The organism is Mycoplasmatota bacterium, assembly GCA_018394295.1.
Lineage (GTDB): Bacteria > Bacillota_I > Bacilli_A > Haloplasmatales > Haloplasmataceae > JAENYC01.
On record CP074573.1, the window covers coordinates 379,414 to 400,834 of the forward strand.

Consider the following 21,421-nt stretch of genomic DNA (forward strand, 5'->3'; position numbering starts at 1 on the left):
TTCACCAATTTTGATTATGATAGATTCACCAATTATGGTAATTTACTCATAATCATTTTTTATTAGGTTCAATACTTTCTATTTTATCTTTAGTTCTGTATGATCTACCGACAATATTTATCACATGAGAATGGTGAAGTAATCGATCTAGAATGGCGTTAGCTAATACACTATCTCCAAATATTTCTCCCCATTTAGAGAGTGGTTTGTTTGTTGTTATAATTGTAGACTTTTTTTCATACCGTCTAGCGATTAATTGAAATAATAAATTAGATGATTCTGTATCAAGAGGTAAAAATCCAACTTCATCAATTACTAATACCCTGTATTTGGTGAAAAATTTTAATCTTGTTTCTAATCTGTTTTCTAAATGTGCTCGTTTAAGTTGTAAAATTATATCGTTACAACTTATAAAATAAGTACTTTTTCTTGATTTAGCTGCTTCAATTCCTATTGACGTAGCTAAATGAGTTTTACCAACCCCTGGAGATCCGATTAGAAGAATATTTTCATTATTCTCAATGAATTTTAAATATTTGAAATTTAATATTTCGTCTTTATTTATAGATGGTTGAAACCCAAAATCAAAATCATCTAATGTTTTAAGAAAGGGGAAATTAGCGACTTTAACACATGACGTTATTGCACGTTCTCGTTTAAAATTCATTTCATACTCTGTAAGTTCATATAACGAATCTACTATATTCTTTTCGCCTTTTGCGATAAGATTCAAATAAGAGTCGATATTGGCTCTAAAAAGGTTTAAATTTAGGGTTTCTAAGTTATTTAATAATTTATTATAATTATTTAACATCGCGTACTCCTCATCTTTCTACTATTATCGTGTTATTTGATCTAATAATGCTAGATTTTCTTTTGCGATTTGATCAATATCTAAATTATCATTTTTAATGGTGATACCAAGTGCAGCTTTATAATGGCTCTCATTATAATTAAATTTCTTGTTGGATATATTATGTATTATGATTAAATCAGTGTTATAATAGATATAGAGTTTATCATCAATGGGTATCAATTTAACTCTTTTGTTTATAAACTTACTGGGTACAGAATATCCATTTCCTTTATAATTTACAAGCAGTGTTTGCGGCACTGATTGTATATCTACGTTTTCTACGTAGGATTCTAACAGAATTTTGTTAGGTAAAGGATTTAGATATTCTTTTTCTTTTTCAAATAAGACACTCGGTGGTATATTGGTGGTTTGATTATTCTCTAGATTGACCTTGTTGTTTATCTTGTTCAATATATTGATCAGTTCCTCTTCATCTTCAAATTCACCATCATAAGGACGTAACCAAGCCAAGAATCGGTTAGCGGACTCATCTTTACCTTTTGTTTCTGGAGTCCTTGCCTTACATAATCTTATCGAAATTCCAAAATCCCGTTCAAATTGTTTTATTTTAGAATGTTTCTTTTTAGTTCCATTTGTGATGCTAACGACAGCTGACATATTATCCGTTAAAATATGTTTAGGGATACCCCTAGATGATTTAATGTATCGATTACACAACGGATGAAGTCTTCTGTCGTTTTTGTTTTTGAATAAACGAATTTATGATACCTTGAGAATCCTAGAGTAGAAGTTAATACATTAAACTCAAATACTTCTCCGTACTTACTTATTAGTTTCATACTTTCTTTCCAATCTACTTGTAGTTGGTCTCCTGGCCTGGTTTCATATCTAACATGTGGAGTGGTGCTTTTAGGTATGGTAATATGATTATTTTGAGTATAGTGTCTAAAGGTTGAATATGCCGGTATATTTTCATATTTATCTCTTAAATATTCATGAACTGCTTTCTTTGTTACGCCAGATTTATTCATCAAATGTGATATTTCTTCTTTATATTGATCAAATCCACTTTCGCGTTTTCTTGTAATCAATTTCTTTCCTCCATCTTCATAATATTTTTTAATAGTATGTCGGTCTAATCCATAGATTCTTGCTAATTCACTATAATTTGGTTTCATATCATACGTTCTCAATATATCTAACATTCCTAGTACATTTATTTCAGTCACTTTTTTTACCTCGCTTCAGTTCAACTGAAACTATTATACTAAAAAAGATAACCTAATTGATTATGTTATTACCAAAATTGGTAACTTTCTCATAATCAAGATTGGTTATCTTTATATTATCATTAATAATTTCGAATATTTCCCTCATTGGATATCCTTGTTTTCTCATCTCTACAGCCTTAATCTTAAATTTAGGGGTATATTGAAGTATCTTACCTACCTTAAGCACATTAGGATTCTGTTCCAATTCTTGACGATGTTCTTTAATATATTCTTTAATACTTATTTTACTCATTATTATTACTCCCGTCTTCAACTTTCTCTATTATAAAATAAAATACCTACATAACCAACACTTTTTTATTTCGTGTCTACTATATAGGTATAATATCAATACAGCTCCTTTTTCTTTTTATAAAATATTGGTAAATATAGAAAAATGCCCATTATGAGCATGTTTAAAAGGATTTTCAATGAAAACCCTATTTTCAATATTTAATTGTTTCATTTATTGAATTAATCTTTTTTTCTTATTGTGATATTTGTACAAGTTATATCCAGTAGAAACTAATAATAATTCTAATCTTACAGAATCCATACCTCTTCTTACTATTCTTTTGTACCAACGGTCGTATTTTATTACTCCAAAGGTACCTTCAGATTGAATAGATCTATTCTTTCTTAATTCAATTCCTAATTCACTTTTTAAGTTATTCATAACCTCTTGGTGTAATGATGTTAATTCCTCATTTAGTTTGATAATTCTATTCCCTTTTGATCTATGACATTCTGACCTAAGTGGACAATCAGTACAATCTTCACACTGATACAATTCTTCTGTTCGTCCATATTTATTCCCACGTACAGGTCTTGTTTTTAAAAAATGAAATCTTTTATTATTAGGACAGACTAGTTGTCCGTTCTCATCTTGTTTAAAATTAAAAGGTTTAAAAGGATTATTTATATATTTCTTATCTTCTGTTGACTTCTTATAAGTAGAGAATTTTTGATACAATTCTATACCATTTTCTTTACAATATAAGTAATTATTATAGCTCCCATATCCAGCATCACCAACAGGATAGGTGGGATATTTATAATAATGAGTTTTGAAACTTTCTATTAAAGGTTTGAAACAATCTGAATCTGAAGCATATTGAAATGCATCACAGACACTTATATATTCATCTGAAATACCTAATTGTATATTATAAGCAGGTATTAGTTGATCATTTCCCATATAATCTCTTTTTACTCGCATAAATGTGGCATCTTTATCCGTTTTTGAATAACTATTTCGTTTATCACCACATGTTTGAATATGTTCTGCATATTCTTTTAATTTACTTAAATACCGCTCTAATTTTTCATAATACCTTTGAGTATCACTCTTTCTTTTCCCTTTCCCATGAACAAATGTAGATAGATCTATTTTAAATCTATTCTTGAAATCATAAAATATTGATTCGAAATATTCTATCTCATATTCTTCACGAGTAGAATAACTAGTCATTTCATAATTTAGAAAAGTACTGTTTATTTCATCTAATAAAATAGTTATCTTTCTATATAATTTTTCTCTATTCGTTGTACAAGCTTTCTTCCATATCCAAGTATATTTATTGGCATTCGCTTCAAACTTAGAACCATCTATGTATACAATATCAGTATTTACATTATCTTTGTCAAAGATATATTCATTAATATCATAAAATATTTCTTCAATACTACATTTTAAGTAATTATTAATAAAATTAGAGAACGTCATATGAGTAGGAGTACTATTCTCGTCTCTTAATAAATGCATAAATCTAATATCTGTTTTACATAAAGACTCTAGTTCTCTTAAAGATGTGTAACCTTTTAACATAAAACCAAATAGTGTTACCTCTAACAAAGTGACTAAATTATAACCGATGCGACCTCTAGATTCTATTTTATCGGTTATTAGGTACTTTTTTAAATTACATCCCTTCATTACCTCATCAAATGTATAGATAGGATCATCAAACGGAATAATTGTTTGAATTTCCAGTGGTAAAACTAGTTGTTTTAGTGTATAATTATTTGTATAATTTAGTACTTCAGACATACTTAAATTATACTAAAAAAAGGAACTTCATTCCAGATTTATTAATCTAGAATTTAGTTCCTTTTTTGTTTATTGAGAGCTATTTATTTTTTACAGCCCCTTTTTTGTTATACTAAAAGTTATTAATATGGAATAATTACAAAACTATTTGCAGTTATCATATACATTAGCTGAAATAAGTATAAGGATTTAACTTAGAAACATGTAGTAACTTTTTTTTATCTGAAAGTCTATTTTGTTAGGAGTAATGAAATTCTATACTATGATTAATATTTATCATATATAACTATAATATTTAATACAAAATTTGACAAAAATACTTAAAAGTTTATAATATAAGTATAATAATGAAAAGGGTGGTAATATTGATATGAAAGTGGAAAAATTGATTATTAAAGGTAAAATCAATATTTTAAAAGGATTTTCAGAAGATGATTTTGAAAATTTAAAAAAATATTATATACCTATAATTAATATTCAGAAAAATGAATTTAAACAATATTTATATTACATTAACGATAATTGTAATGAAATTGTAATGAATTTACTAAAAGCCATGAGTGACAAGAATAATACATATATAATGCGATATGAAGAATTATCTTCAGTAATTAATAATATTGGTATTAATATGTTTACTAAGGTAGAAAATCAAAAAAAATTTAGAATTATAAACAATTCTTTAACTCCAAATCAATATTTTTATTTTTCTAATGAATTTGTATCTAATAATCGAACTCTATTAGAAGAATATATAGAGAAAGATATCTATAGAGATATAAATAATGAAGATGAATACAAATTAATTAGTAACATTTATAGTGATATAACCTATTATAAGAATTCTTATTTTTATGCGTTTTCAAATTTAGAAGATATGTTTTCTGATATGGAAAAAATATATATTATTGATCAAGTTGATGAAAGTAAATTAGAGAAGACAAGTATCTATACAGATTTTATTGAATTAGCTAATGATACAAACAGTTACTTTATATTAATGGATAAAATTTTATCAAAATCCACAAATCTAATATATATAAGTTTTAAAGATAAGAAAGCAAGAAATGTATATGAAAAATATGTGAGAAAATTACCGAAAATATTTAGCGATATAAAAATTATGGTAGTAGATGATACAGAAAAAATTAATGAAATAAAATATAGATTAGACATACTGGATATTTTTAGAAATTATTGGGGATCAAATTTTAATTTTAGAGAACTTGATTTTTATGATAATCCAGACGATGATGAAAACTATAAAACAACAAAAAAAATATCTCAAGGAATGATTATTGAGGATATTATCAAACAAGCGGAAAGAGCATATTCAGGTGATGAGTCTTATAAAGATATTTTCATAACAGCACCAACTGGGGCAGGAAAATCAGTATTATTTCAAATTTCTGCATTATATTTAGCAGAAAAATATCATAAAGTTACAATTGTTATTTCTCCACTTATCGCTTTAATGCAAGATCAATTAGATGATATGAGAAATAAAGGGATTTATAATTCAACATATATTAATTCATCATTAACACAAATTGAAAAGGAAGATAGAATTGATTGCATAAAAAAAGGTGAGATTGATATAATTTATTTAGCACCAGAAACTTTATTAGCTTACAATATCAAAAATATTATTGGAGATAGAGAATTAGGATTATTTATTATAGATGAAGCCCATATTGTTACTACTTGGGGGAAAAACTTTAGACCAGATTATTGGTATTTAGGTAGTTATATTAGTAGTATACGTAAGAACCAAAATCAATTCCCAATTTGTACATTGACTGCTACTGCAGTTTACTATGGACGAGAGGATATGTATGAAGAAATAACTTTGAGTCTGAATATGAAAAGAACAAGTACTTATTTAGGAAAAGTTGTAAGAAATAATATTTCATTTAATTATAATATAGATAAACATTTACTTGGAAGAGAAGAATACGAAAAAAATAAATTAATTCATATGTTAAAAAAAGTCGAAATCTCAAATAAAGAAAATAAAAAAATTTTAATATATTTTCCGTTCGCAACTCAGGTAGAAAAATATTATAATAAATTAAGATTGAAATTTCCAGGAAAAGTGACTAAATATCATGGAAAATTAAAAAAAGAAGAGAAAGAATTAAATGCAGAAGATTTTAAAAAAGGAAACAAGTTAATTATGCTTTGTACAAAGGCATTTGGAATGGGTATAAATGTTCCTGATTTTTCCAATGCTTATCATTTTGCATTAACAGGTAATTTAAATGATTACGTCCAGGAGTTTGGACGTTTAGCTCGGGATTATAATATTCAAGGTCAAGTTATGATGAATTTCTTTGATAATGATTTTAAATATATAAATCAGTTATTCGGAATGAGTATAATACAAGATTATCAAATAAAAGCTGTACTAAAAAGATTATATGATTTATACTTAATTAACAAACGTGAACGCAATTTCTTGGTTACACCTAAAGATTTTGCACAAATTTTTATTAGGAATAATAAAATAGATGATGAAGATATTGAAAGGAAATTAAAAACAACATTACTTTTAATAGAAAAAGATTCTCGAAATAGGTCTATTTTTCCTATGGTAATTTCACGACCAAGAAGTCTATTTACAACAATATTTTTGAGTATAATTAAAGAATATGAAAATGATTTGTTGGATAGTAAATATGGTAGATATTTTAAAAGAGTATCAGATGGTAGAAAAAATTCCAAAGAATATAGAGGAAGATATAATCAAGAATGTTTTGTAAGTGATTTGGGAGATACATTCATATTTAATGCTAAAGAATGCTGGATTAATGAATATCCAGAATATAGTTTTGCTAAATTTAAATATCTATTATTGTCTGAAAAGGAAAAACTAGAAGGATTTATTCTAAAAGAAAAAATCAGTCAAAAGTACAGATTAGAAATAATATCTTTTACTCATGAAGTGTCTAAATTAAAAAATATACTATCAGATCATTTAGAAAAAGTTAATTCTATATTAGATGACTTTAAGGATAAAGGCAAAATGTTCACTATTGAGCAATTTAGACAAAATTTAATTTCTAAAGGTTATTCTAATGAAATATCCTATTCAATTGCAAACTCATATATACCTTTTGTTAATATGAGCACAAATACACAAATGAATTTTGGAACATCAATATCTTTTAATAGAGACTATGAAAAATATCAAATTAAGAATAGAAAATATAATACTCTATTAAGAAATTTATTAACCAATAATGTTATTAAATCTCGATTAGATAATTGTAATAATAAAGAAATAATAATTTACTTTAATATATCATCAAATAAAAATGAGATAAGGTTTTTATACCTTTTAGAAATGTTCGGTTTAATTAACTTTAAAATAAAAGGAGGAGATCAACCAGAGATATTTATACGTATAAATGAACCATTTAAATTAGAAAGATTAATTCAACCTAATTCTAACTATAGAAATGAATTATTGGAAAATGTTAAAACTAGACATAAAAATTCTGCTTTAATAATTAAGAAATTTATAAAAGAATTAGATAATGATTATTTACGTTGGGATTTTATTGAAGATTATTATTTAGGTAAAGATGTATTAACAATAGCTTATAATAATGATAAATAAATATTTCTAATTGATAATAGGAGTTATTGATGAAAAATTTGAGAAATAGAGACCATATTAGTGAACATAATATTTCTAATTATTTAGATAAATATTTTTATACAAAGATTAAGGAAATTGGTACTAATATAGAGCAAATTAAACGAGTATATACTAAGGAAGAACAACTAAAAGGTATAGATGTTAAAATAATACAACAATCTGGTAATATTATTTCAATTGACGAAAAAGTCGCGACTAATTACAATACAAAATTATCTAAGTTTGCTTTTGAATTAGATTCATATCAGTTTAATAGACTTGTACCAGGATGGTTAGTATCTGAAAACAATACTGATTATTATTTGCTTGGTTGGATAGATGTGATTGAAGACTTAGTTGAAAGTGGTATAAAAATAAAATCAGATACAGTTATTAACGAAGAAGATATTAATTATTTAGAGTTATTATTAGTAACAAAGGAAACGATAATTGATTTTTTGTCTGATAATGGGTATGATGTTAATTATCTAATTGAACTTACTAAGGATATTAGACATGGTAAAAGGAAATTAGACCGAAATAGATATTTGTATAAAAATGAATATGATAATGGAATTAGGGATTTTCACTTCACTATGTCTGGAACAAAAGTAGAAAATCCATTAATGGTTAATATTAGAAAAGAAAAGTTAATAGAGTTAGGTAATAAACGACTATTTATAGTTGATAAAAATGGTGTTAAAGTTAAGAAATTTGAATAAAAATCCGCGATTTTTTTTCGCGGATTTTGTTAATTAACCTTTCATTAAAACAATTCTTTATCTATAGATTAATCGATTATTACTCATTATTCTCATTTTCAATTATATCATTTAATGTTAAAGATAATTTATTTACTATACCAACAACTAATGCATTTCCCATAAAGAAGAACCTTTTTCTATCAGTTATATTAACTGCACATTTAGATGGATTAGTCCAATTGTCAGGGAATCCATTTAACCTTTCACATTCAATTGGAGTTAATAAACGTAATTTACCGTTTTTTATATCTTTAATAACGTGGGTACTTCTATTAACAGATGCTTCGCTAGTTAATATTGTTCTTGCAGGTAAATCTACTTTATCAGGGAATGACATACCACCCTCTGAATAGAAATATTCAAAGCCATTAGCGTCTACTCTTTTCTCTTTTTTTGCACCTTTCATAAACTTAAAACGTTCAAGTTTATTGGAATCTTTATCAATAAAGTATTTATTATCAACTTCTGTCTCTAAAATATCCCTTAATGGAGTTATCTCCCTCTCAACGGGTTTTGTATCAATTGTTACAACTTTTCCACTAATCATAATACCTGAATTATAAAATTGTGATTTAAAATTATCTGATACATCTACTAAATCCTTATAATATGAAATATCAAATTGTATAGGTTTCTTTTTTGAGTTATAGGATGAGTTTAATTTAAATTGATTATTAAAGAAACCTGTTTCCACAATAATCTCTTTACGTTCTGATGTAGCTATTTTTTTATAATAATTAGTTGAATTGAGTGATGCAAACATAAAAACTCTACGTCTTCTTTGAGGAAAACCATATTCTGCAGCATTTATTACTCTCCATTCTAAAGAGTAGCCTAAATCATAAAATGTTCTAAGCATAATCCCAAAATCTCTTCCCCGTTGTTTAGATGGAGATTTAATTAATCTATCTACATTTTCAAGTAAAACGAATTTAGGTTTTTTAACTTCAAGTATTTTTGCAATATTCCACCATAAGACACCCTTTTTACCTTGTATTCCTTCAGCTTTTGTTCTTGCAACGGAGTAATCTTGACATGGAAATCCTCCTACAAGTAATGTATGATCTGGAATTAAAGATTTATCTACTTTATTTATGTCTTCATTAATAACATTTTCATGACCAAAATTTGATATATATACTTCATAAGCATGTTGAGCTTTTGTAGCTGGTTCCCATTGATTTGCCCAAAGGGTTTTCCATCCATTTTTTTCAAGACCAAGTCTAAATCCACCTACTCCAGCAAATAACTCTATCATAGTTCTTTCCATTGATACTCCTCCAATATTTGTCAAAAATAATCATATATTGTATACTATTGTTACATGTTATTATACTATAAATCTTGTTTAAGATCAAGGAAAATAATTATATTTTAGGGGTGGTAAAATTGTTATATGATAAGAATGATATTCAGTCTATATTTAGTTATGCCAAAAGCCTTGAAGGAAAAAAATTTAAAGATGTTGGATCAAATCCAGTTCTTTTTAATAATACAAAAGGTGGATTAGGACAATTTATTGAAGAGGAGTATTTTGGGTATAAAGTTAATTCTCGATCAGAAGCAGATTTTTTTGAAGCTGGATTAGAATTAAAAGTTACCCCTTACAAAACTAATAAAAATGGTACAAAATCTGCTAAGGAACGTTTAGTTTTAAATATTATTAATTATATGGACGAAGTAGAGAAGTCCTTTGATGAAAGTTCATTTTGGACTAAAAGCAATAAAATTCTATTAGTTTTTTATGAATGGCTAAAAGATGTCTCAAAAGAAGAATATGAAATAAGAAAGGTACTATTATTTCAATATCCTGAAGAAGATCTAATTATAATTAAAAGAGATTGGGAAGAAATTAACGAGAAAATAAAAAATGGACTAGCCCATACAATTTCAGAAGGAGACACCCTTTATTTAGGTGCGTGTACTAAAGGTGCCAATAAAAATAGTTTACGACAACAACCAAATTCCAATATCTTAGCAAAACAAAGAGCCTATAGTCTGAAACAATCTTATATGACATCAGTATTAAATAAATATGCTTTTGGAAGTAATACATCTGAAAAAATAATTAAAGATTATAAAGATATTCAATATATATCACTAGAACAATACATTTTAGGTAAATATAGTAAATATTACAATAAAAGAATTGATGATTTAAAGCAACAATTTAATATTAAAGGTAATCCGAAACAGTATGTTTACATGATTGCTAGTAAAATACTGGGTGTAAATAATATATCCAAAACTGAAGAAATAGAAAAAGCAAATATAAAGATTAAAACAGTGAGATTGGAAAAAGATGGTCATATAGAACAAAGTATGTCGTTTCCAGGTTTTAAATTTAAAGATTTGGTAAAGGAAGAATGGGAAGAATCAACATTAAGAACAATGTTTTACGAAACTAAATTCTTAATTTTCGTAACACAAAAAAATTGTAAGGGTGATTTAATATTCAAAAAAGCACTATTTTGGAATATGCCAATCGAGGTTTTAGATGGACAGATTAAGGATACATGGCTTGAAACGGTTAGGATAATTCAAGAGGGTGTTAAATTAGTGAATAAAAATGGGATGATATATAACAACCTGCCAGGTATAAAATTTAATGGTATATGTCATGTGCGTCCGCATACTAGTGTATCATCATATGAAAAAGGTAATCCTAATGCTGATGAACTACCAGATGGTAGATGGATGACAAAGCAGTGTTTCTGGTTAGATAGAAAATATGTAAGAAAGTTTTTATTACATGAATAAAATCAAATTGATTTTTTGGAAAAAGTGATTTTTGGAACAATACCAATTTTATGAAAAATATATTCCTAATACTGGGAAAATATTAGATATAGGTTTTGGATCTGGAAGAGATAGTATATATTAGAATAAGTACTAAGTAAAAACAGTGATACTGTAAACCACAGTATCATTTTTTTATTAATCACTAATGATTGTAAAAATATGACATATTATGTTGTTTGTTATAATTATTAAAAAATTTAAATATATGGATATTTATTTGCTTTTATTATATAATAAAAGTAAATAAGGGAAGTATAGTTAAAAGGGGAGAAAACATATGGATGTGGGAAATCGTGATTTTCATTTTTTAATAAATAACCTCTTTTGTGAGTATACAGAGAACTTAAATGATGCAAATGATTACTTAGAAGAAATAAATGGTTTAGAAACAAGTAGTTTGTTAGAAGAATTTTATAAAAAATATATCGTTAATTTAATTTGTTTAAATCTTGAAGAATATGAAATAGTATATGAAAATGCGAAAGCATGTTTATCTATTTATAAAAAATTAAATCAATCAGATAGAGATAGTTATAGTAGTGAATACTTATTTTCATACTATTATGTAATTTTTCTTAAAGAATATTTTGAGAAAAATGATCAGATTGAAAATGAATTATTAAATTTAAAAAAAGAAATTCAAAAAGAAGAAAAAAATGAAATATTAGATGATTTATTAAGGAAAATTAATCTATATCTCTTAACTATTTCAAAAGAAAATGAATTTATTACAGATGATAATATTAAGGACTTTAGTTTTGATGATTTTACATTTTTATGTGAAAAAACAGCTTCTAATATAGTAGGTCAAAATAATAATCATGATATTGATTTTCTAAGTCATTATACGAGTATTGGGAATTCTTTTAATATTTTGGAACACAAAGAATTATGGGTCACAAGATACGATTTCTTAAATGATAAATCTGAATTTAAATATATCAAGAATGTTTTATCAGAATTACGTGATGATTTTAGTCTACAAGAATTATTTGATGATATTGAAAAACGATTTATAATAAACTCAATTGATATTATAATAAGAATTATTTCTTATTTTCATGGAGAACTGCCTTACAATAAACTAAATGAAGATGAAAAGAATCTTATTGAGAATTATAAAAACAAATACTATTTTGTTTTATCGTTTTCTAAAAACCAAGATTCTCTCCCTTTATGGGGAAATTACACTGATTTTAATGGTGTTAATCTTTTATTAGACAATAAAAAACTAACAGATACTTTCAATAATCAAAATCAAGAAGATTATGATCTATTGTATTTTATTAATACAAACTCAAAGAAAGAGCTATATTCAACCTTTTATTCTGGTGAAGTATTATATGATTTAAAAGAAATAAAGCGTATTTTACTTAAAGATTTTAGGAAAGCATTAGACTTACATAAGAAAAAGGCGAACTTTATTAGAGAATCGGTAATGACGCGTATACTCATTGAAATAACACTATTAAGAAGATTACTTGTAAAGATTAACTATTTTTCTAGCGAAGAAGAATATAGATTTGTATTTGCATTAGATGAAGCGTTATATCATCAAAAAGTTAATTTTAGATGTGGAAAAGACAGCTACATTCCTTATATAAAGATTCCAATAACATTAGATAATATAGAAAAAATAGTTGTTGGACCAAGAAATAATTCTGATTTAGTTGTAAAAGGATTTGAAGAATATAAGACGCATAATAAACTAAATTTTAAGGTTGTTAATTCTGAAATTCCTTTTAGATAATATAAATAAATAATTTATCACTTGGTATACTAATATAGAGGTGTTTTTATGAGTGATAACAATAAGGAGGACAAACCTATGACAGCCAACACAGTAGAAAAAATTCTAAAACAAGATCAGGATATTGTAAAAGCCTTAAAAGAAAAACCAAAGAGTAATTATGCACAAATGTATAAGAAAATAATAAAAAATAAAAATAGTGATTCTATTAAGAAATAATATAAAAAGGGTCTTTAGTATAATTAGGTTACTAACTTAAGTTGGTAATCTTTTTTTATTATGATTAAATTAAAACAAAATACTATTTAGATGGGGATAAAGTAAAATGGGACGAATACTCTTATTTATTACTATGGAACATAATGGATTTAGGTATAACAAAAATGATTATTTCTACACAAGAAATAACTTTGAGGATATAATTGAAATAAGTAATAGATTTGTAGAATGAAATCAACTTATGAATATGATGCTTGAGGTAATTTGTTGTTAAGCATATTGAATAACTCAAATGGAGTTATGGGTTAACAGACTATAAACTTTATGGCAAAATTGAGACATGTTAAGAAAACAATACTAAAAGAGGTGATATTATATGATTTTACAAATTTTTGCTAATGTACCAGAGGATGTTGATTTATACTTTAGAATTAATAATCATGAGGAGCTATTGAATATTGATAATCCCTTAGAAACTGTAACTTTAGAAAAAAATGGTGAATATCAAATATATTTTTATCAAAAGAAAGCATCAAATAAGTTTTCTATATTTAGATTTTTCCTCTTTTTTTTACTTCTGTTATCCAAGGGGTTTTTCACATTTTACTTCTGAACACTGATTCAAATTGGTGGAATCGTATTAATCCTTATTGTATAAGGGCAGAAATAACTACTAAATTGGTTAATGATACGAAAATAATTGTAAAATACAAGAAATCCTATTACAACGAGTCTTCTGATACATGGATAAAGCCAACGTTTATAGTAAATTCTGATGATCAAGCAAATATCGAGTACTTGCCAAATCCCTTTGATTTTAGAAAACAGTATTTTAATTTTGTAAAAAAGTATGTATCAATAGCTAGTATTGGATTTATATTATTTTTAATATTGTTATATTCTGCAATAATGAAGAATGACTTCATATTCATTTGCATAATGGTATCATTCATTTTAATTTTAATATTTATTATTTTTTTGATTTTTTTAAAAGAACATAAAAGAATGAACAAACTTTACAAGTCTTTTATGAAAAAAAATCAAAGCTAGATAATAAACAATAATCTAACCTCATTAACCTTGAGTTGGCTTTGGTCAGGCTCTTACTTTTGTGCAATTCAAGTCGATTACTTGGTGATTATAAAGTGGGTACATACGTTTTATGATTGGAGGATATAAATGTTGAATAAGCATCCTAAATTTCGATTACTTTTCACATTGCCTTACTTATTTATCGCAGTAATATTCTATTATCAAAATCCTTCATCTTTGTCAGTTAAAATATTTATTATATTTATTATGCTTTATGCATGTTATATTTCTTTAGTAAAAAGTGGTCTGTTAAAAGATAAATATGCTTATTCAATAGATAACTATAGATTCGATACATTTATGATCTTTTATGGATTTTTAGTAACAAATAAAAATGGTGGGAGTGATTACTCATACTAAATAATATAGAACCAATGAAGACTAAATCTACAATCTGAGATTTAGTTTTTTTATTATAGATTGACTAAACAATTAAAAACATGTCATTTTTTAGCGAAAATTGGTAAATAAAAGAGATTTTTGATAGAAAAAAACTAATTATTCGTTTATAATCAAATTATAATAAATAAAAGGAGAGATAATATGTTAGTTGAATTACTTCAAAATGGTTATGGAAATGAACAGAAATTAAATTGTGCACAGAAAATTTTATTTGCATCAAATGAAGCATTTCAATTAGGGTTAAGTGATGATGCACTTAGTTTAGCTGGTGGTTTTGGTGGCGGTATGGCAATTGAAAATAGTTGTGGCGCTTTAACAGCAGGTGTAATGGTCTTAAGTAAACTATTTCCTGGTACTGATGAAGACAGTAAAACCCGTCTACGTTCTTTAACTAAAGAATTATTAACAACTTATGAAGCTAAAATGGGACATATTGACTGTGCTCCATTAAAAAAAGAGTATAGAAATGACGAAATTGGATGTAAGAATATAATTATTGAAGCAGCTAAAATACTAGAATCAATTGTTGAAAGAGAATTAAAATAATATGTTGAAAAGGATGTAAATTAATCGATGGTTATTTACATCCTTTTTTCTTACCATATATATAATTTGATTAATTATAAATATTGTCTATTTTTATATTATAACAAGCTACTTCTGGAAAATTAAATTCAGTTATTGCTTATATTGATCTTTAGGATTGATTGGTGAAAAATTAAAGTTTCTTGATAAGAAATTAGATGCTATTGATTATCATTAATAAGGCGAAGTTCTTTCAATGAAAAGGTTAACCAATCTAATCATTTTGAAGTATTAAAAGAAGACCAAACGGATGCTCCATAATATCAATGGTGGACATCATGCCTGATAATAATTACTCTATGATATAAATAACTGGAAATTATAATTAATTAGCGCTATCATATTGAAAATGATAAGATTATTAGGTAAAATAAGAGAGTACTCGTATATCATCGATGATAAGGATCGAAAGTCTCTACCCTAAAACCGTAAATTTTAGGACTACGATTATGACTTTTTTGTCATTTTTGTAAGTTAGAGCATTCGATTGAATGCTTTTTTTGTTTTAAAAGAGCTTTATCGTCTAAATGAAAGGAGATTAGGTTTAGTAGTTAAACTATTAAAATTCTAATTAAATTTACTTATTCATATTTTTTCTCATATAATATCGGAAATATGGTCCGAAAGTTTCTACCTGCATACCACAAATAAGCAGACTATGAGAGAAGTTTTTTAAGCATTGATGCGTAAACTTCTTGTAGGTTTACGCTATTTTTATTTTAGGAGGAAAACATGATAGGAATTGTAATGGGTAGTTCTTCTGATTTACCAACAATGGTTAAGACAAAAGAAATATTAAATCAATTTGGTGTTAAATATGAAATGAAAATTATCTCAGCTCATCGAACACCTGAGTTACTCTTTGATTACGCTAAAAGTGCATTAGAAAGAGGAATTAAAGTTATTATTGCCGGTGCTGGTGGCGCTGCGCATTTACCAGGTATGTTAGCATCTCTAACAACCGTCCCTGTCATTGGTGTACCAATTCAATCTAAAACGTTGAATGGAATAGATTCACTTCTATCCATTGTACAAATGCCTAGAGGAGTTCCTGTTGCTACTGTTGCGATTGGAGAACATGGCGCAGTTAATGCAGGACTATTGGCTGTTGAAATCCTAAGTATAACAGATGATTCACTTAGTGAAAAATTAACCTTATATAAAAATGAAATGAGAGAAAAAGTATTAAAGGAAAGTGACTTAGATGAGTAAAGTTATTTTACCAGGGAGTACCATTGGGATTATTGGTGGTGGTCAATTAGGAAGGATGCTTGCTATTGCGGCCAAACAAATGGGTTATAAAATCGCAGTATTAGAACCAACTAAAAATGGACCTTGCGCACAGGTTGCTGATTTAGAAATCAATGCTTCCTATGATGATCCTTCAGCACTTAAACAATTAGCTGAAAAAACTGATGTAATTACTTATGAATTTGAGAATATCCCAGTGAAAGCTATATGTAATCTAGAAAAATGTGCGTATATTCCTCAAGGGTATAGACTTCTTGAAATCTCACAAAATCGAGTAATTGAAAAAACGATTTTGAATGAGAAAGGATTTAAAACCGTTGATTTTGAAATTGTTAGTAATCAAGAACAACTTAAAGAAAAAATAGAGATTTTAAAATACCCTTGTGTTCTAAAGACAGCAACCGGTGGTTATGATGGAAAAGGACAAGTTGTTTTAAAAAATAAGAGTGATTTAGATAAAGCGTATACTCTGCTTACAAATTCCTGTGTATTAGAAAAATACATGAATTTTAAAGGAGAAATATCTGCGATAGTGACCCGGTCAACAAATGGAGAAATCAAGGTCTTCCCAATTTCAGAAAACATTCATGTTAATAATATATTGTCTAAAACGATTGTACCGGCTAGAGTAAGTGCTATTGTTGAGAAAAAAGCAAAAGAAATAGCGATTAACTTTATGAAGACCTTTGATTTTTATGGGACAGTTGCGATTGAAATGTTTGTCTTAGAAAATGATGAAATTTTAATCAATGAGATTGCGCCACGTGTCCATAATTCAGGTCATTATTCAATCGAAGCTTGTTTTACGTCCCAATTTGAAGAACATATTAGAGCGATTTGTGGGTTGAAATTAGGAAGCACTGAGTTAGTTCAAAAAGCAGTGATGGTTAATCTATTAGGTAAAGATTTAGAGAAAGTGACTGAGTTACTACAAATAGCTAATTGTAAGGTTCATTTATACGGCAAAACCGGTGTAAAAACAAATCGGAAAATGGGTCATGTAACTTTTATCGGAACGAATCAAGAAAAAATAATAAACCAAGTAAAAGAAATCTTTGGATAAGGAGAATAAAATGGGAGAATTTCGTGTTTATGTTGAGAAAAAAAGTGATTTTCAGACTGAAAAAGAAGCACTGTTAATTGATTTAAACGAAAATTTACACCTCAATTTAAAAGATATCCGTCTATTAAATATTTATGATATTTTTCATGTGACTAAAGATGAACTAGTGATTATTCAAAATCAGGTTTTATCAGAAAAAGTTACTGATCAAGTATATCATGAGATTAAATTACCAAAACAATATCTTGCGCTAGAATATTTACCAGGTCAATATGATTTACGTCAAGATTCAGCGGAACAATGTATTAAATTATTAATTTCCAATCAAGAAGTTATTGTGAAAACAGGAACGCTCATTTTATTTTATGAAGATGTAGATTTAAATAAAATTAAGAAATATCTAATTAACCCTATAGAAAAAAGAGAAAAAGATTTACTAATTCCTTTGTATTTAGATGAAAATATTGAAGTTAAAGACATAAATAGTTATGATCAGTTTATTAATTATACGTTTGATGAATTAAGTTTATTTTATGAAAATAAAAAGCTAGCGATGTCTATAAAAGATTTAGCGTTTATTCAAAGTTATTTCAAGGATGTTGAAAGAAGAAATCCAACCGAAGTTGAACTTGCTGTGATAGACACCTATTGGTCAGACCATTGTCGCCATACAACTTTTGAAACGATTATTAATAAAGTCACCTTTCCTAAAAATGATATGGGTTATTTTATTGAAGAAGTATTTAATGACTATATAAAAACAAAGAAAAATATAAATGAAGAAAAAAAACCTATCACATTAATGGACTTAGCAACGATTTATGGAAAACAATTAAAAAAAATTGGAAAGTTAAATGATTTAGAAGTTTCAGATGAAAATAATGCTTGTAGTCTTTATGTTGATGTAAATGTTAATGGAAAGATGGAAAAATGGTTGTTGATGTTTAAAAATGAAACCCACAATCATCCAACTGAAATTGAACCATTTGGAGGGGCTTCAACCTGTATAGGTGGTGCAATTAGAGACCCACTTTCTGGACGTGCCTATGTTTATCAAGCAATGCGAATAACAGGGGCAGGGAATATTTTAGAGCCGGTTGATAATACAATCGAAGGGAAATTACCACAAAAGTTGATTTCAAAAAATTCGGCATTAGGGTATAGTTCCTATGGTAATCAAATTGGGTTAGCAACGACTTTTGTACGAGAAATATATCATGAGGGGTATAAAGCTAAGCGAATGGAAGTTGGCGCTGTTGTTGGGGCTGCGCCTTTAGAAAATGTTCGTAGAGATAAACCAGTTAGTGGCGACTGTATTATTTTATTAGGCGGAAGAACAGGACGTGATGGCATAGGGGGCGCAACTGGGTCAAGTCAAAAACATGATGAAACCTCAATTCAATCTGCTTCACAAGAAGTTCAAAAAGGTAATGCACCAACTGAGCGTAAAATTCAAAGATTGTTTAGAAAGAAAGAAGTAACTCAGTTAATTAAGAAGAGTAATGATTTTGGGGCAGGAGGAGTTGCTGTTGCAATAGGAGAGTTAGCACCTGGGGTTGAAATCTATCTTGATCAAGTGATCCTTAAATATAAGGGATTAAATCCGTTAGAGATTGCGATATCAGAGTCACAAGAGCGAATGGCTGTTGTCGTTAGTGAACAGGATGTTAAATCATTTATTGAATATGCAAATGAAGAGAACCTTGAAGCAACCGTTGTAGCTAAAGTGACCAACTCAAATTATTTAGTGATGAAATATCATGAGAAAACAGTTGTAAATATTAGTCGTGATTTCTTAAATACAAATGGGGTAAGAAATGAAGTTGATGTAATCATTCCTGAAATGAAGGATAAAAACATTTTTGATATAAAACAGAAGGGTTCTTTTAAAGAACAATTTTTAAATAATTTAAAACAAGATAACATTGCTAGTCAAAAAGGCTTGGTTGAAATGTTTGATTCTACAATCGGGGCAACAACCATTCTTCTACCATTTGGGGGAAAATATCAATTGACAGAATCAGATGCCTCCGTTCAAAAAATACCAGTATTAAATGGAGAGACCACGACCTGTAGTATTATGAGTTATGGATTTAATCCTTTTATTTCAAGTCAATCACCTTTTCATGGCGCAGTTTATGCAGTGATTGAGTCGATTGCGAAAGTGGTCGCAGTTGGTGGGGATTATCGTAAAATTCGTTTTTCTTTTCAAGAATATTTTAAAAAATTAGGAACTGACCCTAGAAACTGGTCACAACCTTTTCTTGCTCTTCTTGGAGCGTTTTATACACAAGATGCATTCTCTTTACCAAGTATTGGTGGGAAAGACAGTATGAGTGGTAGTTTTAATGAATTACATGTACCACCAACCTTAATATCATTTGCGGTTTCAGTTGAAGAGGTAGACCAAATCATCTCACAAGAGTTTAGGGCACCAAATCATTATATTTATTTATTTGACTATGAGCAGGATAATAATCAATTGCCAATGATTGATGAGTTAAAAACAAATTATAAATATATTTATCAAGGAATAAAAATGAAAAAGATTGTATCTGCTTGTTCCATAAAAATGGGTGGTTTAGCAGAAGCACTAGCGAAAATGAGTTTTGGGAATAAAATTGGGGTTGATGTAATAGCTGATATGGATCTATTTAAACCAAAATATGGGTCAATTGTGGTTGAAAGTACAGAAGAATTAACTGATTGTCAGGCGATTTATCTTGGAAAAACAACAGATGCTGAGATTCAAATTAACCAAAACTTAATCTCAATTGATGAAGCGATTCAAGTAAATCAGAGTACTTATGATGGGATATATCCAAGGGTTAAACAAAGTAATAATAAAGACGTTGAAAATAGTGTGTTCAATTCTCCTATCATCAAAAAAAGTAAATCACAAGCTAAACCAAAGGTTTTTATTCCAGTATTCCCAGGGACAAACTGTGAATATGAAACAGGGCGTGCTTTTCAAAGGGCAGGGGCTCTTGCAGAAACATTTGTATTTAAAAATCTAAATCAAGAAATGATTCATACTTCTCTAACTGAGATGGTAAAGCATATTAACCAATCACAAATTTTAATGTTTTCTGGTGGGTTTAGTGCTGGGGATGAACCTGATGGTTCTGGTAAGTTTATCACAACAGTTTTAAATAATGAAATGGTTAAAGAAGCCATTGAACGTTTCTTAGATAAAGATGGATTAATACTAGGTATATGTAATGGTTTTCAAGCACTAATTAAATCAGGTTTATTACCTTACGGGAAAATTGGTGTTGTTTCCTCTGATTCCCCAACTCTTACTAAAAATGATATTAATCGACATGTAGCGAAAATAGTAAACACAAAAATTACTTCAAATAAATCACCTTGGCTTATGAATATGTCTGTTAATAAGACTTATCAAGTGGCGATGTCTCATGGTGAGGGAAAATTTGTCGCAAGTGATGAAATGATTAAACAATTATTTAATAATGGTCAAGTCGCAACACAATATGTTGATTTAAAAGGACAACCTACGATGGATGCTAGGTTTAATCCAAATGGGTCTTATCACGCGATTGAAGGAATCACAAGTCCTTGTGGAAAAATATTAGGTAAAATGGGTCATTCTGAGCGAATGGTCAAAGGATTGTATAAAAATATGACAATTGATAAGGTTCAAGATATATTCACAAATGGTGTAGGTTATTTTAAATAATGGAGGATATAA

The 21,421-nt window shown here is 27.5% G+C and carries 17 protein-coding genes and 2 riboswitches; of the genes, 11 read left to right on the forward strand and 6 right to left on the reverse strand.

From position 1 onward, the window contains the following. Nucleotides 1–52: 52 nt before the first annotated feature. The 5 genes from istB to KHQ81_01555 all read right to left on the reverse strand — a co-directional run bounded on the left by istB (nt 53) and on the right by KHQ81_01555 (nt 4,138). On the reverse strand, nt 53–814 hold the full coding sequence (gene istB, locus KHQ81_01535; protein QVK18424.1) for an IS21-like element helper ATPase IstB: 762 nt from the start codon (nt 812–814) through the stop codon (nt 53–55). 24 nt (nt 815–838) lie between these two features. Beyond that, nucleotides 839–1,474 carry a hypothetical protein gene (locus KHQ81_01540; GenBank protein QVK18425.1) on the reverse strand — a complete coding sequence of 212 codons (636 nt, stop codon included), beginning with the start codon at nt 1,472–1,474 and terminating at the stop codon, nt 839–841. Nucleotides 1,475–1,482: 8 nt separating this feature from the next. Further along, nucleotides 1,483–2,046 carry a transposase gene (locus KHQ81_01545; GenBank protein ID QVK18426.1) on the reverse strand — a complete coding sequence of 188 codons (564 nt, stop codon included), beginning with the start codon at nt 2,044–2,046 and terminating at the stop codon, nt 1,483–1,485. 52 nt (nt 2,047–2,098) lie between these two features. Further along, a complete protein-coding gene (locus KHQ81_01550) occupies nt 2,099–2,341 on the reverse strand; it encodes a hypothetical protein (GenBank protein ID QVK18427.1) in 243 nt (80 codons plus the stop codon). A gap of 213 nt (nt 2,342–2,554) precedes the next feature. Continuing rightward, nucleotides 2,555–4,138, reverse strand: a complete 1,584-nt coding sequence (locus KHQ81_01555; protein QVK18428.1) for a transposase — start codon at nt 4,136–4,138, stop codon at nt 2,555–2,557. A 370-nt stretch (nt 4,139–4,508) separates the two neighbouring features. Between KHQ81_01555 and KHQ81_01560 the strand changes: the two genes are divergently transcribed. Beyond that, complete coding sequence (locus KHQ81_01560; GenBank protein ID QVK18429.1) at nt 4,509–7,760, forward strand: ATP-dependent DNA helicase RecQ; 3,252 nt, start codon at nt 4,509–4,511, stop codon at nt 7,758–7,760. A gap of 29 nt (nt 7,761–7,789) precedes the next feature. Continuing rightward, a complete protein-coding gene (locus tag KHQ81_01565; GenBank protein ID QVK18430.1) occupies nt 7,790–8,503 on the forward strand; it encodes a hypothetical protein in 714 nt (237 codons plus the stop codon). Nucleotides 8,504–8,582: 79 nt separating this feature from the next. Here KHQ81_01565 and dcm read toward each other — a convergent pair whose 3' ends face one another. After that, complete coding sequence (gene dcm / locus KHQ81_01570; protein QVK18431.1) at nt 8,583–9,815, reverse strand: DNA (cytosine-5-)-methyltransferase; 1,233 nt, start codon at nt 9,813–9,815, stop codon at nt 8,583–8,585. A gap of 119 nt (nt 9,816–9,934) precedes the next feature. On the opposite strand from dcm, the gene KHQ81_01575 reads away from it, so the two are divergent. From KHQ81_01575 to KHQ81_01615, 9 genes are all read left to right on the forward strand, one after another. Continuing rightward, complete coding sequence (locus KHQ81_01575) at nt 9,935–11,305, forward strand: restriction endonuclease (protein ID QVK18432.1); 1,371 nt, start codon at nt 9,935–9,937, stop codon at nt 11,303–11,305. Between the two features lie 319 nt (nt 11,306–11,624). Beyond that, nucleotides 11,625–13,097 (forward strand): DUF2971 domain-containing protein, encoded by a 1,473-nt coding sequence (locus KHQ81_01580; GenBank protein ID QVK18433.1) that lies wholly within the window; start codon nt 11,625–11,627, stop codon nt 13,095–13,097. Nucleotides 13,098–13,145: 48 nt separating this feature from the next. Continuing rightward, a complete protein-coding gene (locus tag KHQ81_01585) occupies nt 13,146–13,316 on the forward strand; it encodes a hypothetical protein (protein ID QVK18434.1) in 171 nt (56 codons plus the stop codon). Between the two features lie 376 nt (nt 13,317–13,692). After that, nucleotides 13,693–13,929 carry a hypothetical protein gene (locus KHQ81_01590; protein QVK18435.1) on the forward strand — a complete coding sequence of 79 codons (237 nt, stop codon included), beginning with the start codon at nt 13,693–13,695 and terminating at the stop codon, nt 13,927–13,929. Between the two features lie 566 nt (nt 13,930–14,495). Then, nucleotides 14,496–14,768, forward strand: a complete 273-nt coding sequence (locus tag KHQ81_01595; protein ID QVK18436.1) for a hypothetical protein — start codon at nt 14,496–14,498, stop codon at nt 14,766–14,768. A 183-nt stretch (nt 14,769–14,951) separates the two neighbouring features. Next, complete coding sequence (locus KHQ81_01600) at nt 14,952–15,356, forward strand: C-GCAxxG-C-C family protein (GenBank protein ID QVK18437.1); 405 nt, start codon at nt 14,952–14,954, stop codon at nt 15,354–15,356. A 401-nt stretch (nt 15,357–15,757) separates the two neighbouring features. After that, nucleotides 15,758–15,859, forward strand: a riboswitch (purine riboswitch). A 113-nt stretch (nt 15,860–15,972) separates the two neighbouring features. Then, nucleotides 15,973–16,074, forward strand: a riboswitch (purine riboswitch). A gap of 53 nt (nt 16,075–16,127) precedes the next feature. Then, nucleotides 16,128–16,607, forward strand: coding sequence for a 5-(carboxyamino)imidazole ribonucleotide mutase (gene purE / locus KHQ81_01605; GenBank protein ID QVK18438.1), 480 nt, complete (start codon nt 16,128–16,130; stop codon nt 16,605–16,607). Then, complete coding sequence (gene purK / locus KHQ81_01610; protein ID QVK18439.1) at nt 16,600–17,709, forward strand: 5-(carboxyamino)imidazole ribonucleotide synthase; 1,110 nt, start codon at nt 16,600–16,602, stop codon at nt 17,707–17,709. Before purE ends, purK begins: the two co-directional genes overlap by 8 nt. 10 nt (nt 17,710–17,719) lie before the next feature. Continuing rightward, a complete protein-coding gene (locus KHQ81_01615; protein QVK18440.1) occupies nt 17,720–21,409 on the forward strand; it encodes a phosphoribosylformylglycinamidine synthase in 3,690 nt (1,229 codons plus the stop codon). Nucleotides 21,410–21,421 lie beyond the last annotated feature (12 nt).

Bases quoted from the DNA above. Each gene is read 5' to 3' on its own strand.
- istB (QVK18424.1), bottom strand. From the start codon at position 814: ATGTTAAATAATTATAATAAATTATTAAATAACTTAGAAACCCTAAAT.
- KHQ81_01540 (QVK18425.1), bottom strand. From the start codon at position 1,474: ATGTCAGCTGTCGTTAGCATCACAAATGGAACTAAAAAGAAACATTCT.
- KHQ81_01550 (QVK18427.1), bottom strand. From the start codon at position 2,341: ATGAGTAAAATAAGTATTAAAGAATATATTAAAGAACATCGTCAAGAA.
- KHQ81_01555 (QVK18428.1), bottom strand. From the start codon at position 4,138: ATGTCTGAAGTACTAAATTATACAAATAATTATACACTAAAACAACTA.
- KHQ81_01560 (QVK18429.1), top strand. From the start codon at position 4,509: ATGAAAGTGGAAAAATTGATTATTAAAGGTAAAATCAATATTTTAAAA.
- KHQ81_01565 (QVK18430.1), top strand. From the start codon at position 7,790: ATGAAAAATTTGAGAAATAGAGACCATATTAGTGAACATAATATTTCT.
- dcm (QVK18431.1), bottom strand. From the start codon at position 9,815: ATGGAAAGAACTATGATAGAGTTATTTGCTGGAGTAGGTGGATTTAGA.
- KHQ81_01580 (QVK18433.1), top strand. From the start codon at position 11,625: ATGGATGTGGGAAATCGTGATTTTCATTTTTTAATAAATAACCTCTTT.
- KHQ81_01585 (QVK18434.1), top strand. From the start codon at position 13,146: ATGAGTGATAACAATAAGGAGGACAAACCTATGACAGCCAACACAGTA.
- KHQ81_01590 (QVK18435.1), top strand. From the start codon at position 13,693: ATGATTTTACAAATTTTTGCTAATGTACCAGAGGATGTTGATTTATAC.
- KHQ81_01595 (QVK18436.1), top strand. From the start codon at position 14,496: ATGTTGAATAAGCATCCTAAATTTCGATTACTTTTCACATTGCCTTAC.
- KHQ81_01600 (QVK18437.1), top strand. From the start codon at position 14,952: ATGTTAGTTGAATTACTTCAAAATGGTTATGGAAATGAACAGAAATTA.
- purE (QVK18438.1), top strand. From the start codon at position 16,128: ATGATAGGAATTGTAATGGGTAGTTCTTCTGATTTACCAACAATGGTT.
- purK (QVK18439.1), top strand. From the start codon at position 16,600: ATGAGTAAAGTTATTTTACCAGGGAGTACCATTGGGATTATTGGTGGT.
- KHQ81_01615 (QVK18440.1), top strand. From the start codon at position 17,720: ATGGGAGAATTTCGTGTTTATGTTGAGAAAAAAAGTGATTTTCAGACT.